General features: G+C 64.6%; 12 protein-coding genes and 1 pseudogene. 8 read left to right on the top strand and 5 right to left on the bottom strand.

Going from position 1 to position 13904, the window contains the following annotated elements; all coding sequences use genetic code 11:
* The first annotated feature begins 217 nt into the window (after window positions 1–217).
* The 3 genes and pseudogenes from ACIUM1_RS04830 (at window position 218) to ACIUM1_RS04820 (ending at window position 3775) form a co-directional block, all read left to right on the top strand.
* Entirely contained in the window at window positions 218–1816 is a 1599-nt protein-coding gene (locus ACIUM1_RS04830) for a PucR family transcriptional regulator (RefSeq protein ID WP_406816129.1), read from the top strand.
* A 193-nt stretch (window positions 1817–2009) separates the two neighbouring features.
* The gene (locus ACIUM1_RS04825) at window positions 2010–3158 is read left to right on the top strand and encodes a zinc-dependent alcohol dehydrogenase (protein WP_406816128.1); all 1149 of its coding nucleotides are present in this window, start codon (window positions 2010–2012) and stop codon (window positions 3156–3158) included.
* A gap of 18 nt (window positions 3159–3176) precedes the next feature.
* A pseudogene (locus tag ACIUM1_RS04820) lies at window positions 3177–3775 on the top strand (hypothetical protein).
* A 90-nt stretch (window positions 3776–3865) separates the two neighbouring features.
* Here ACIUM1_RS04820 and ACIUM1_RS04815 read toward each other — a convergent pair.
* Complete coding sequence (locus tag ACIUM1_RS04815) at window positions 3866–4237, bottom strand: DUF2267 domain-containing protein (RefSeq protein WP_406816127.1); 372 nt, start codon at window positions 4235–4237, stop codon at window positions 3866–3868.
* A gap of 483 nt (window positions 4238–4720) precedes the next feature.
* Here ACIUM1_RS04815 and ACIUM1_RS04810 point away from each other — a divergent pair, with 483 nt between their 5' ends.
* Together ACIUM1_RS04810 and ACIUM1_RS04805 are read left to right on the top strand one after the other, a co-directional pair.
* The gene (locus ACIUM1_RS04810; protein ID WP_406816126.1) at window positions 4721–5737 is read left to right on the top strand and encodes a glycosyltransferase family 4 protein; all 1017 of its coding nucleotides are present in this window, start codon (window positions 4721–4723) and stop codon (window positions 5735–5737) included.
* Window positions 5734–7935, top strand: a complete 2202-nt coding sequence (locus tag ACIUM1_RS04805; RefSeq protein ID WP_406816125.1) for a glycogen debranching N-terminal domain-containing protein — start codon at window positions 5734–5736, stop codon at window positions 7933–7935. The genes ACIUM1_RS04810 and ACIUM1_RS04805 overlap by 4 nt, the downstream gene beginning before the upstream one ends.
* Window positions 7936–7985: 50 nt before the next feature.
* Here the strand turns inward: ACIUM1_RS04805 and ACIUM1_RS04800 are convergent, their stop codons facing one another.
* Genes ACIUM1_RS04800 through ACIUM1_RS04790 form a run of 3 tightly spaced genes read right to left on the bottom strand, consistent with a single transcriptional unit; the run spans window position 7986 to window position 10459 of the window.
* Window positions 7986–8429: an SRPBCC family protein gene (locus tag ACIUM1_RS04800; RefSeq protein WP_406816124.1), complete on the bottom strand. Its 444-nt coding sequence runs from the start codon at window positions 8427–8429 to the stop codon at window positions 7986–7988.
* Between the two features lie 31 nt (window positions 8430–8460).
* Window positions 8461–9633 carry an AI-2E family transporter gene (locus ACIUM1_RS04795; protein ID WP_406817533.1) on the bottom strand — a complete coding sequence of 391 codons (1173 nt, stop codon included), beginning with the start codon at window positions 9631–9633 and terminating at the stop codon, window positions 8461–8463.
* Window positions 9634–9685: 52 nt separating this feature from the next.
* Window positions 9686–10459, bottom strand: coding sequence for an ANTAR domain-containing protein (locus ACIUM1_RS04790; RefSeq protein WP_406816123.1), 774 nt, complete (start codon window positions 10457–10459; stop codon window positions 9686–9688).
* A gap of 326 nt (window positions 10460–10785) precedes the next feature.
* On the opposite strand from ACIUM1_RS04790, the gene ACIUM1_RS04785 reads away from it, so the two are divergent.
* The gene (locus tag ACIUM1_RS04785; RefSeq protein WP_406816122.1) at window positions 10786–11811 is read left to right on the top strand and encodes an AraC family transcriptional regulator; all 1026 of its coding nucleotides are present in this window, start codon (window positions 10786–10788) and stop codon (window positions 11809–11811) included.
* Here ACIUM1_RS04785 and ACIUM1_RS04780 read toward each other — a convergent pair.
* Window positions 11808–12194 carry an STAS domain-containing protein gene (locus tag ACIUM1_RS04780; protein ID WP_406816121.1) on the bottom strand — a complete coding sequence of 129 codons (387 nt, stop codon included), beginning with the start codon at window positions 12192–12194 and terminating at the stop codon, window positions 11808–11810. The genes ACIUM1_RS04785 and ACIUM1_RS04780 overlap by 4 nt on opposite strands.
* 141 nt (window positions 12195–12335) lie before the next feature.
* Here ACIUM1_RS04780 and ACIUM1_RS04775 point away from each other — a divergent pair, with 141 nt between their 5' ends.
* Window positions 12336–13220 carry an aldo/keto reductase gene (locus ACIUM1_RS04775; RefSeq protein ID WP_406816120.1) on the top strand — a complete coding sequence of 295 codons (885 nt, stop codon included), beginning with the start codon at window positions 12336–12338 and terminating at the stop codon, window positions 13218–13220.
* Window positions 13221–13256: 36 nt separating this feature from the next.
* On the top strand, window positions 13257–13883 hold the full coding sequence (locus tag ACIUM1_RS04770) for a PaaI family thioesterase (protein ID WP_406816119.1): 627 nt from the start codon (window positions 13257–13259) through the stop codon (window positions 13881–13883).
* The last annotated feature ends 21 nt before the right edge of the window (window positions 13884–13904 follow it).

The following is a 13904-nucleotide window of genomic DNA, read 5'->3' as shown; positions in this document are numbered from 1 at the left end:
GCCCGGGGCGCTTTCAAAGCGCCAGGGGTTCGGCGGCTCATCGGCTCATGGGTTAAGCGAGGGAGGTGGGGGCGCGCGGCTGGCGCCCTTTCCCACGGCCACCAGGCGACAGATGAGTCGCGTTGTCCCGTGACGCAAAGGACCCACTCCGCGTGTGGAGACAATGGACGCGACCTCTGAGTACGACGACCTCGAGGCTTCGGGTGCCGCGTCGGGGTTGACGGCGCTCGCCCGGATCAACTTCGGATCGCTGGATCCGAGGGAAATTCTGGCCGTGGCGGTTGACGGAGCAACCACGCTCGCCCAATGCGTAGTCGAGGCCAGCTACCGCGCGTCCGAACAGCAGATGACGCTGTGCCCGGCGTCGCAATCCGAGCGCCCAGAACTGACCGACCTACTGCGGCGGTCGGAGTGGAGTGGCCAGGTCGTCCTTGCCCACCGAGGCTGGGGTTGGGCGTTCGCGCTATGTCATCGGGATGAGATCCAGGGCTGTCTCGTGGTGGGCGCCGCTGCCGCCCCCACTGAAGACGAATTCCTGCTGCTGGACCTGCTCGCACAACAGGCCGGTGCCGCGCTGGCTTGCGCGGAACTGCACCAGCGCGACGTGCGACGAGCCCGACAACTCGAGGAGTCCAATGCCACGCTGGCCGACGCGGTGCAGCGGCTGAAGGCCCGGACCCACGCGCACGAGCTCTTGGGGGCGGCGTTGGGGGCCGACGCAGGCGAGCAAGGCATCGTGGACGCGCTTCATCGATTGACCGGGCGCCCGGTCTGCGTCGAAGACCGGTTCGGCAATCTCCGCGCGTGGGCGGGACCCGGACGGCCAGAGCTGTACGGGAAGCCGACCCAGAGTCAGCGCGACGGTTTCTTGCGGCTGCTGTCTGGACAACCCGGGCCGGTGCGCGCCGGGGATCGTGTGTGCATGCTGATCCAGCCGCATGCGGAAGTATTCGGTCTTCTCGCGCTCATCGACCCCGAGGAAGATGCCACTGACGAGGACCTGTTCGCCCTGCAGTACGGCGGCAGTGTGTTAGGACTCGAGTTTTCGCATCAACGGAACCTCGCCGAACTGCAACTCAATGTGCGCCGCGAACTGGTCGACGACCTGCTGGCGGGCACCGACGACGACGGGGCCTACGCGCGAGCCGACGCGCTCAGCCACGATCTGCGGCGTCCTCACTATGTCGTAGTGGTTCACAGCGCGCGCGGCGCCGACAATGGCTTGCTCGCCGCCGCGGGCCGTGCCGCGGCGTACGCCCACCTGAATCATTTGTCCGGCCGCCATGGGAGCCTGGTGGTCTTACTGACCGACGGGCGTCCTGATCCCGTTGCGCTGCACGGGGCGATCAGTCAGAAGCTTGGCCACACAGCGATCGCAATCGGCATGGGGCCGCGCTGCGATGTGCCGAGTGACTTCCCGCAGGCCTTCACGAAAGCCCGTCGCGCCCTGAACATCCGGCTGAACTCAGCCAATCCTTGGGGAGCGTCGGCTTATGACGAACTGGGTTTCTACCACCTGGTCGATGCGGCGCATGCCGCGGGTGCTGCCCACGAATACGTCCGCCAGTGGCTGGGCGTGCTGATCGACTACGACGCCGCCAAGAATGCCGACCTGGTGCCCACCTTGAGCCACTATCTGGAACGCGGCGGTAACTACGACGAATCGGCTACTGCTCTGCATGTTCACCGCAGTACGCTGCGGTATCGGCTCGGCCGCATCGCCGACCTGACCGGTTTCGACCTCCGCGATATCGATACCCGCTTCAATCTGCATGCCGCTACCCGGGTATGGCGCTTCCTTACCCCCACTTCGTGATGTGCGCCGGGCGCGGGGAAGTCGTTGCCTGCGTCCAAGTTTCGGCGCGGCGAGCACCGCCGGGCAGCGGATTATGTTGTGCTGCCAGGACCAAATCCGTGCATGATTTCGGGCCTAGGCGGCCAGTTTGCCGTCATCACCCTCGGGTATCCGGGCGCAGAATCGCAAAATCACTGATTGTCAGGAGAAGTCGATGCACGCGATGACGTACCGCGGCCCCTACAAGGTTCGGGTCGAAGAGAAGCCGGTCCCGACCATCGAGCATCCCAATGATGCGATCGTCAGGGTGCAGTTGGCCGCGATCTGCGGATCCGACCTTCACCTCTACCACGGCTTGATGCCCGACACTCGGGTCGGCCATACCTTCGGTCACGAGTTCATCGGCGTCGTCGAAGAGGTGGGTGCCTCCGTTGAGAACGTGAAACGCGGAGACCGGGTGATGGTGCCTTTCAACATCTACTGCGGGTCGTGTTACTTCTGCGCCCGGGGGCTATATTCCAACTGCCACAACGTGAATCCCAATGCCACCGCGGTGGGCGGAATCTACGGCTATTCCCACACGTGTGGGGGCTACGACGGCGGACAGGCAGAGTACGTGCGGGTACCCTTCGCCGACGTCGGCCCGTCACCGATTCCCGACTGGATGGACGACACGGACGCGCTGTTGTGCACCGATGCGCTGTCGACCGGATACTTCGGGGCTCAACTCGGAGACATCGCCGAGGGCGATACCGTAGTCGTCTTCGGGGCCGGTCCGGTGGGCCTCTTCGCCGCGAAGTCGTCGTGGTTGATGGGGGCCGCTCGGGTGATCGTGGTCGATCACCTGGAATATCGACTGGAAAAGGCCCGCAGCTTTGCACACGCCGAGACCTACAACTTCGCCGAGTGTGACGACATCGTTCTGGAGATGAAGAAGACCACCGACTATCTCGGAGCGGACGTGGCAATCGACGCTGTCGGCGCCGAGGCCGACGGAAATCTGCTTCAACACGTCTCAACGGCGAAACTCAAGTTGCAGGGTGGCTCGCCGATCGCACTGAACTGGGCTATAGATTCGGTTCGAAAGGGTGGAACGATTTCCGTCATGGGCGCCTACGGCCCGTTGTTCAGTGCCATCAAGTTCGGCGACGCCATGAACAAGGGTCTGACCATTCACACCAACCAGTGCCCGGTCAAGCGGCAGTGGCCCCGGCTGTTCTCACACATCCAAAACGGCTATCTGAAGCCGAGCGAGGTTGTGACACACAGGATTCCGCTCGAGCACATCGCAGAGGGCTACCACATTTTCTCATCCAAACTCGACGACTGCATCAAGCCGGTCGTTCTACCGCACGCCAGCTGAACAGACAGGAGCAGGGCCATGACTCAGACACAACGGCCGCCGGCCTACACGGCGGAACATCCGCCGACACCGAACAGCGACGAATTGCGGGCGCAGATCCCCGGTTGGGGTGCTGACCTCGATCCAAAAGATCGGCCGTCGGAGCCCAAGTTGCGGCTGGACCTGCCCACCGGAGCGCACTGGGACTTTCCCGAGCGCCAGGGCGAAAAGTGGCCACGTGAGCGGTCTGTCGAGCACAGGTTTCTGACCCCGGTGTTCGGAACCGCGCAGCCCCCAGTGGCATTTCCGGCATCATCCGCAGGTACGCCTACCGATTCAGTGAAGGCCGCGCGGCGCACTGGCTGATGCTGCTGTATGCGGACCGCGTGGATGCGGCCGAGCACCACGTCCGTTCGCTTTTCACCGCGCGTCCAGACAACCCGATCACCGAGACGGGAATCAAGAGCGAACTCACCCATCACGGCATTCAATCGCGCTTGGGCCGCAACCGGGCCGATCTGGCACATGTCTGGATGGATCCGATCATCGTGGCCGGCCCGTGGATTCTGACCGGCGAAGCGATCACCTTCGCGGTGGGGAAAGTATTGAAGGGCTTAGGATCTCGTCCGAGGCGCTAACCGATTGCGACAGTGCCCCTCAGCTTCGGCTGAGGGGCACTGTCGCGGGAACGAGGTCAGGTTAGCTTCACGACCTGAGCGGCAACCGGGTCACTGCGCGCTCAGCCGCTCAAAGTCCCTGGGGAGCTGGCTCAGCAGGTCTTCGAACTCACCGGGCGTCACCGCGTCGCGAAGCGTCGACATGACCGCAATTACGCCGGTCTCGGCCACGTCAGGATCGAGACCGCTCCGTTCGGCCACACGGTCGACGAACTCCTCGAAGCTGAACCCCTCGGCCTCTTCTTCGGTCGGGAGCAAGCAGTCCTGGAGCGGTCCGGGCAGTTGGGCGGCCAGATCCCGAGCCTCGCCGCCGGTGATGCGTTCGGCGAGGGTGGTCAAGGTGGCGCGTACGAGCGCCACCGCTTGGCCTTCGTACAGGCCGGTGCGCTCGGACACCAGCGCAATGATCTCCTCGTACCTCATTGAATCTCCTCAAGTTTGGATTTCTCCGTATCCTCCCGCGGCGTGAGCGCCGGTGCCTCGTGCTGGTGAGCCGAAATCCCGCGGCGGTTATGGACCTGTCAGGCCGCGCGCACATCGCTCCGGCAGCGGCCGGCGCACTTGCTCGACGAAGGTAAAGGGTTCGATGCTTTTAGAGCGTGCGGAGGCGGCAGCTGAGAGCGACGATGCGGCTGTCGCCCCTGCCACCAGATCGGCTCGTAATCGAATGGCTGATCACGTTCGTGCACAGTGCCTTTCAGCGTTGGTCAGCCGAAGCAACGCACCGATGTGAGCAGAGTGACCGTAGGCCATGCGGAGGCACGATCAGGTGATTGAGAAACGGGAGCTTGCAGAGCGTCTTAACGGTCGGACCGCCAGGACGATCGCCGCGGGCGTTTTCTGTACCGCGAGGCCGAGGCGGTCACGGATGCGATCTTCCACCATTGTCCAATGACGTTGAACAGTATGAAGATTGGTCTTTTGGCGCCGCCGTGGGCGGCGGTGCCTCCGCCGGGCTACGGAGGGACCGAGTCGGTGGTGTGCCAGTTGGCGCGGGGGCTGACCGCCGCCGGACACGAGGTGGTGCTGTATGCCACCGGCGACAGTACGGCACCGGTGCCGATTCTGTACGCCATGGCCACCGCGGACTGGGACCGCGTCGGCAACGGCGAGGTGGAACTGCCGCATGTGATGCACGGCTACGAAGCGCTCGCCGGCTGCGACATCATCCACGATCACACCCTGCTGGGGCCGGCCTGGGCCTTGGCGGTCGGCTACGACCGGGTGGTCACCACCTGCCACGGCCCGTTCAGTGGTGAGCTTCGCGCTATCTATCGTCGCTACGGCAAGCGCCTGCCCGTGGTCGCGATTTCACACGATCAAGCCGCGCACGCGCCCGAGATCGCCGTCGATCGGGTCATTCACCACGGCCTGGACCCGGTGGAGTACCCAGTGGGCAAAGGTGACGGGAACTTCCTGTTGTTCCTCGGTCGGATGACTCCGGACAAGGGCGTGCGCGAGGCGATATTGGCGGCACGGGCCGCGGACGTGCCGCTGGTGATCGCCGCCAAGAACCGAGAACCAATCGAACAGGCCTACTTTTCTGAAGAGATCAAGCCGCTGCTCACCGACGGCGTCGAAGTCATCGGCGAAGTCAGCGGCGATACGAAGCTGGGCCTACTGGGTTCGGCAAAGGCTCTACTGAATCCCATTCAATGGGCAGAGCCGTTCGGGCTGGTGATGATCGAGGCGATGGCCTGCGGCACGCCGGTGATAGCGTGCCCCAACGGTGCCGCGCCCGAGATCGTGGATTCCGGCAGCACCGGATATCTGTCCTCCGATCCCGCCGAACTGGTGGCCGCCATCCACCGCGTCGACGAGCTGGACCGAGGCGCCTGCCGCGCCGCCGCCATCCAGCGGTTCTCCACCACTCGCATGGTGGCCGACCACCTCGCCCTCTACCAGGAGATGATCGCCCGGTGACATTCGTCGACGGTGAAGAATGCGCGGCCGGCGCGTGGGCCTCCGGAACAGGCCCACCGGTCAGCGGGGACGGCGGCGAGATCACGCTTCTGGAAGGTTCGGCGTTCTGTATTTCCGCCGTGTCGGGCGATGTCCATCGCGGCCGGCCACACGGACTCTTCGTGGCCGATACCCGAATGCTGTCCTGTTGGCGACTTGCCATCGACGGGGCGCCGCTGCAGAACCTGTCCACGGTTGAGGAGCCCAACGAACCGTACCGGGCAACCTTCATCGGCCGGACACCACCGCGTCAGTGGATGGCCGACAGCACGATGTTGGTGTTGCGCAACAGGTTTGTCGGCGACGGGATGCGCGAGGACGTAGTTTTGCGCAACCTCGGGGCGGAGCCTATCGGGGTCATTTTGACCATGACCGTCGACGCGGACTTCGCCGATCTCTTCGCCGTGAAAGAGGGCAGAGTTCAACCGCCGCATGGCCTGATCGTCGACATGGGCGCGGCGTCAATGACTTTCACGATTGCCGGCCCGGACGATACCCGTAGCGCCCAGATCAGCGCCACCGGCAGCCCGATCGTCACGCCAGGAAGGTTCACCTTCCGGATCGTGGTTCCACAACGGTCAGAGTGGTCAACCTGCTTCGCTGTCGAAGCAGCAGTCGGCGGGAGGCGAATACAGCTGCGGCACCGCTGCGGCGAGCCGATTGATATCAGCGCGCCTGCCCAGCGACTTCAGGCCTGGCGGCTATCGAATCCGCAGGTAGAAACCGCGGATCCGGTGTTCCAGTGTTCGCTCGATGCCGGGACCCGCGACCTGGGCTCGCTGCAGATCGAAGACCCGAATCAGCCGGGCTGTCCGATCCTGGCCGCCGGGGCACCCTGGTTCATGACGCTGTTCGGACGCGATTCCCTACTGACCGCTTGGATGGCGCTGGGTCTGGACCCGCGCTTGGCGCTGAACACATTACGTACTCTTGCGCGGCTGCAGGGGGTTCGGGTCGACCCGCTGACGGAGGAAGAGCCCGGCCGTATCCTGCACGAGGTGCGTCTCGGAAGGGAAGCGACACTGGCGCTGGGTGGAGGGAGCACGTACTACGGAACCGTCGACGCGACACCGCTTTTCGTCATGCTGCTTGCCGAGCTCGCCCGGTGGGGAGCCCTTCCCGATGCCGACCGCCCGTCACTGCTGGCGGCGGCTGACCGCGCGATGGCATGGATCCTCAAGTACGGTGACGCCGATGGTGACGGATTCGTGGAGTATCGCCGGCATACCGACCGCGGATTGGTCAACCAGGGCTGGAAAGACTCGTTCGACGGAATCAACCACGCCGACGGACACCTGGCCGCCCCGCCGATAGCGCTGTGTGAGGTACAGGGTTACGTTTACGCTGCGTTTCAGGCTCGAGCTTTCCTGGCCGAGGGTGACGGTGACACTGCCGGGGCCCAGCAGTTGCGCAGTCGAGCGGCGCGGCTCAAAGCGGCGTTCAACCTCGCCTACTGGATGCCGGAGCAACAGGCGTTCGCGTTGGCGCTCGACGGTGCCAAGCATCACGTCGACGCTGTCGCTTCGAACATGGGGCACTGCCTGTGGACCGGCATCGTCGATGCTGATAAGGCCACCGCGGTGGTGGCGCATCTTTTTGGGCCCCAGCTGAACTCGGGCTTCGGGGTGCGCACGCTGGCCGCTGATATGAATGCCTACAACCCGATGAGCTACCACAACGGCTCAGTGTGGCCGCACGACACCGCCATTGCCATCGCGGGGCTGGCGAATTACGGCTTTGTCGAAGAGGCGCAACAGATTGCGCTGGATCTTCTCGATGCGTCCGCATACTTCGGTGGGCGGCTACCCGAACTGTTCTGTGGGTTCTCCCGAGCCGAATTCTCGCGCCCCGTGCCCTATCCGACGTCGTGTTCGCCGCAAGCCTGGGCTGCTGCCTCCCCGCGCATGGTGCTGCGCAGCCTGTTGCGGTTCAATCCCGATATCCCGCACGGCCACATTCAGGTTTCTCCGATTGTTCCCGATCGGTTACTGCCGATTCGTATTCAAAATCTTCCCCTTGCCGGAGCACGGTTGGACGTGAGCATCCAAAAAGACGGTGTCGTCGACGTCGGGCACTTGCCCGCGGGAGTGCGGCTGGTCACGGGCCAGTCCGGGAATCCGCCCGGCCGCGGCGCGGAACAGCAGGATCAGAGTCACTGACCGGGTGCAATTGCATGCTGTGCCCGACGTTACCGGCCGGTCGCTTGCGGTTATAACTCATCGGGATCTCGCTCTTCGGCGATATTGGCCAGCCGCCACAGGCATTCACGGTTCCGCGGAGCGAAGGCCGCCGCCTGCACGGTCTCAGGCAGCAGGCTCATTGGGCCCGAGACCGCTATTTCCGACATTGCTACCCGGCACCGCCCCGCGGTGTCGCTCAACCGCAACGTGACCAGTGCCTCCGAGGCCGGCCTCACGCGGGCGAAAAGGACGAGTTCCTGGTGAGGAACACAGGTTTCGACGACGGTCTCGTCGTCGATGACCGCGGGCCAGGCGCCGATGGAGTGCAGAATGCGGGTACCGGGCGACGGCCACTTCCTGCTGACGGCCCGGATGCGGCTGTTCCCCACCACCCAACCCGAATACGTCCACCCGTTGGCCAGGACATCCCAGACTCGGCCGGGTGGCGCGTCGATGTCTCTCGTGACCGTCATGACGTGGGTCCTCCAGTTCCAGTGGACTCGTTCACAGTTCATCGAGCCTGGGGTACAGAAGTTCTTGAACGCACAGCTGAATGGCGGCAGCAATCGGAATGGCAACGAGCGCACCGGCAATCCCGAGCAGTGCCCCGCCGACAAGTACGGCCAGCAAGGTGGCCACCGCCGGCACCTTGACCGCCCGCCCGATGATCTTGGGTACCAGGAGATAGTCCTCGGCCAACCGGAACACCGCATAGAAGGCCAGCGTGGCGAGAGCTACCGGGACGGACACGGTGAGCGCGACGGCCGCAACGATGAGCCCGGCGACCGTTGATCCGAACGGGATGAGGTCCAGCACGGCGACAAATATCCCGAGCAGCAGCGGATAGGGCACATCGAAGATGACGAGCCAGACGAAGGTGGCCACCCCCGCGATGATCGATATCACGATGTTGCCCAACACGTAAGCGCCGACTTTCGCGTATACCTGGTCGCCGATGAGGATCGCCCGTGGCCGGCGGGATCCAGGCACCAGACGGTACAGAGTCGCGCGTATTCGGGGCAGGTCGATCAGAAAGTAGGTGGCGAGTACCGCCACCACGAGGAGATCGGCGACGGCTCCGAATACCGCCGTCCCGGCCTTGACGGCCTGCCCCAGCACCGCACCACCGGAGCCGTTGACCGTTTCGGTGATGCGTTGATGAAGGTGCATGAGGTCATTCAGCCTGCCGATCCAGGATGAATGGTCACCGAAGCGCTGGATGTAGCGCGGCGCCTGGTCGATGAACTGGCGCGCCTGCTGCACGAGCGGGGGGATGGCGGCGGCAAGCGTTCCCGCTACGACTGTCAGCACCGCGACGAGCACCGCGCTGACCGCCGCCCAACGGGGCAGCTTCTTGCCGACCAACCACGACACCGCCGGCTCGAGTCCCAGGGCCACGAAGAAGGCCACCCCGATCAGCAGCAGCATCGACGCCACCGTCGCAAGGCAGCGCACCATGCCGTATGTCACGGCGACGCCCGCCGACGCGGTCAGCCCCACCAAGAACGGTGAGCGCCAATTGAATCGGGGCCCCGGTGGTCCCAGCGGTCGTTCTGGCGTACTGATCTGCGCCGCGGCACGTTCGGCAGCAGCGATGGGTTCCTCGTCTGTCGTGTCGGGTCGGTCCACCGTGAAGGGATCACCGTCGTCGGCCCCGGTTGCAGGCCCGGCCGGCAAGCCGAAGCTGTCGGCTACCGCCACGTTGCGACCTGTGCTCACGGATGCCGACTTAAGAAGGTTCGTGGTGCTTGCACTGCGATTCGACGATCTCGCAGGCAAGGTCGCGCACCGGTGTATTGGTCTGTTGCGAGATCGCTTTGAGTATCGCGAAGGCACGAGAGGCGTCGACGTCGAAACGTCCCATTATCATGCCTTTCGCTTGCCCGATAACGTCGCGCGTAGCCAACGCCGCTTTGAATTGGCGTGTCCACTCGTCATTGACAAGCGCAGTTGCGGCATGGCTCGCGACCATTGCGCCGATGAATTCCGACTCGAGGCTGAAAACGTTGGGCGCGAATCCGAACAGACTCAACGTAGTAGCACCGGCACTGGGGATGCGTACTGGACAAGATAAAACGCTGCGCACACCGGTGGTTGCGGCCGAGCCCGCAAATTGCGGCCATCGGACATCGGACCGCAAATCATCGCAGCGGACCGCTTTCAGCGCGCTGATCGCGTCCAGACAGGGGCCTTGCCCGGCCGTCCGCTGCGCGGTGTCCAACAACGCGGTCAGGCTCGATGTGGCTGCGAGGGAACGGATCTGGCCGTTGTCGATGACGGATATCTTTGCAAAATCTGTACCCGGCACCAGCGCTATCGAGGCACAGGCAACCTTGGCCAGCACATCCGCTACGGGCGCACCACCAACCAACGCATCGGCGAGTTCTGCAATCCTCGACTGAACCGCATCGTCGCGGCGAGCCCGAGTTAGTTGTTTCGAATCGGCAAAGCAACCCATTGACCACGCCGACGTCATTCCGGATGAAATTCCTTGACTCAGCATTCCGCAGCTTCCTTGCCTGACTGATCTACCTTTTCCCACTGCGCCCCCAAGTGCGGCCGTCATGTGAACCAAACTGCGTCGACTATGTCAACCGGAATGGGCCGAAGCGTCGGCCCGCCAGATCAATAAATGGCGAGCGCCGTTGACCTCTGGGAGCCAGTCCACGCCGATCACAGTCAGCAGCCGGCGGAGCGGACCGGTCGCGTCGCAGCGCCCTGGCCGCGGCGCTGGGTTGACGCCACCGGGGAGCGCCTTGTGAGAATAGGGTGGGGCTAGTAGAGAGCGACCAAGGTCGGGAGCGATCGACACGTGGGGCAGCGGGTTCGGTGAAGAGTGCAGGTCAACACAACGTTCTGCGTCACCTCGGCACACTCACGTCGGGTTGGGCACCCCTGCTCGACACGACGGATGTCGACCAAGCGACGGAGTTGCTGCGGCCCGCGTTCTTCCCCGTGGACATCACTCCGAGCGGCAAGGACGGGTTGCGCATCCGGGTGAAGGCCGACCGGCTACCGCTGCTCAGTATCGGCTACCTCGGCATGAGTGATGAGGCGATGATGCGGGTAGCCGATCTGCCCAGCCATCAAATCGCTGTCGCGATAGCGGGTCACACCGTGACGACGTGGCCCGGTCGACTTGGCACCACCGTTACCGGGCCCGGATCGGCGACAGTATTCGCGCCCGGCGGGGACGTCGAGCTGGCCTGGTCACGGGGTTGCGCTCAGCTGGGCATCAAGATCTCTCCCACGCAGATCATGCGCGAGCTCGAACTCTTGCTGGACCGGCCGCTTCGTCGCCCTGTGCAATTCGCCCGGAGCCTGGACCTGACAACCAATACCTCACGCAGTTGGGTGAGCCTGCTGGGGATCTTGGCGCATGAGGCCGGCCGGAACGACGGACCGCTCAGGCACCGTCTTGCCCTCGCCAACCTGCAGCACCTGCTCATCGAGGGTCTGCTGCTCACGCAGCCGCACAGCTACGCCGATGCGCTCAGCGAAGACGGCAGGCCGGCGCCTGAAGCGGTGGTGAAGCGGGCGATTGACCTGATGCACGGGCAGCCCGAAATGGTGTGGACAACAACGGAACTTGCCCGCGCGACGGGTGTCAGCGCAAGGGCGCTGCAGAAGGCCTTCGCAAGATCTGGGGAGCCGCCGCCCATGACATATCTGCGGCACTTACGCCTGCGTCGGGCGCGCGTCGAGCTGGCTGACGCGTCTCGGTCTCCGGCCTCGGCAGCCGTCACCGCAGTCGCGGGCCGATGGGGCTTCGTGCACCTTGGCAGGTTCGCTCAGCAATACCGCGAACTATTCGGCGAGGCCCCGTCAGAGACGCTTCGCCTATCGAACGATTAGCGATTACGTGTCGCTTCGCGGACTGTCGCGAAGATTTCGAAACGCTCGATCAAGTCTTCGGCAGCGAGAACTCTCACGAGCGGACTCGCCTCGGGGGCGACTAGGCAAAACGAGATGTTGGACTCTGCTGCCAGCGCCGAGGCGGAGAGCACGGCTTCGACGGCGGCGCCGTCGACGGAGGTCGTGCCGGAGAGTTCAAGCACTAATTGTGTGGGCTTGCGTACCAATTCGTCGGCAATGACCTGGCACATCTGCGAGCCCGTCTGACCGTTCAGGTGACCCGTCGTCCGGACCAGCGTGACACCGGCGGGAAGTCGTCGCACGGCACACGTGAACGACCCGCCCTGGCGCCCGTCTCCGTCACACTCGCTTACCGACTTCACCCCGCACTCGTTCACCAGCCGAGTCAAGCAAGGCGAGCCGAGTCTCAAAATCCGATGGGCGCCCCGGCACTATCCGATATGCGACCGAACCGTGCCGTCGTGGCTTTCACGTCGCAGGCGTCTCGGCGTACGGTCGTAGAAGTGACCGCAGAAAACTCGAAAACTGTTGCAGGGGCCTCCGGAACATTCACCTTCGGTGGTGACCTGACCGTCAATCGGCTCGGCTTCGGCGCCATGCGCCTGACGGGTAAGGGTGTGTGGGGCCCGCCCGACGACCGCGACGAGTGCGTGCGGGTGTTGCGGCGGGCCGTCGAACTCGGGGTGAACTTCATCGACACCGCCGACTCCTACGGTCCCTACGTGTCCGAGGAGATCATCCGGGAGGCGCTGCATCCCTACGACGGTGTGGTGATCGCCACCAAGGCGGGACTGCTGCGTACCGGGCCGGATATCTGGATCCCGCTGGGCAATCCGAACTACCTGCGCCAGGAATGCGAGATGAGCCTGCGTCGGCTGGGCGTGGACACGATCGATCTGTTCCAGCTGCACCGCATCGACCCGGATTTCCCGCTGGAAGATCAGGTGGGCGAGCTGCTCAAGCTGAAGAACGAGGGCAAGATCCGCCACATCGGCCTGTCCGAGATCGACGTCGACCAGCTGAACGCCGCCCTGCGGATCACCGAGATCGTCTCGGTGCAGAACATGTACAACCTGACGGCCCGCGACGCTGACCCGCTGGTGGACGCCGCGACCAGGCAGGGCATCGGGTTCATCCCGTGGTTCCCGCTGGCCGCCGGGCCGCTGGCCGCCGCGGACGGCCCGCTGCAGCGCATCGCCGCCGACCACGACGCGTCGCCGTCCCAGTTGGCGCTGGCGTGGTTGCTGAAACGCTCACCGGTGATGGTGCCGATCCCGGGCACGTCCAAGGTCGCGCACCTGGAGGAAAACGTCGCCGCCGCCCAGATCGAGCTGTCCGATGACGAATTCGAAACCTTGTCCGCCGCGGGGGCGCAGCAGCCGGCCTAACCACCGCGCGAAAGCGCGTTCGCCGGGCAATACGGTGTGGTGGTGGCCGAACACCAGCGACACCCCGGCGGCGGATTCAATCCGCCGGAACCGACGACCAAGGGCGGACCCGACTACGGCAGGTTCATCGACGCCGTGCGCTCGTTGCAGGATCACGCCCGGGCCGCCGACGCGCCCGCCGAGGTGTTCACCGAGGCCGCTGACCTGCTGGAGAAGGTGTCGGCGCTGCTGGCGCCGTTCGACGCCGACGAATGGGCGTCGCCGTCGGGCCGGCGGATGGACCTGCCGATGCGCGGCAACATCCTGACCATTCCGATGTCGGCGCATAAAGGCGAAGACGGCCGCATCCACGGCCGGGCCCGCTTCGCCCGCTTCCACCTGGGCCGCAACGGCGCCGTGCACGGCGGCGCGCTGGGAATGCTGTTCGACTCCGTCCTCGGGTTGTCGGCCTCGGTGCTCACCGGCAACCCTCGACAGCGCACCGCGTACCTCAAGATCGACTACCGGCACATCGTCCCGGTGGAAAAAGAACTGCAGTTCGAGGCGGGCATCGACCGGGTGGAGGGCCGCAAGATCTTCGTGTCGGGCCGGTTGACCGACGGCGATCAGTTGCTGACCGAGGCCGACGCGCTGTTCGTGCGGCTCAAACCTGGCCAGCCCTGAGCGCTGAGCGCCCCGATAGCA

It is taken from the genome of Mycobacterium sp. M23085 (assembly GCF_045343915.1).
Classification (GTDB): domain Bacteria; phylum Actinomycetota; class Actinomycetes; order Mycobacteriales; family Mycobacteriaceae; genus Mycobacterium.
The sequence above is the reverse complement of the archived record's forward strand: the minus strand, read 5'-3'. Positions and strand labels throughout refer to the sequence as shown.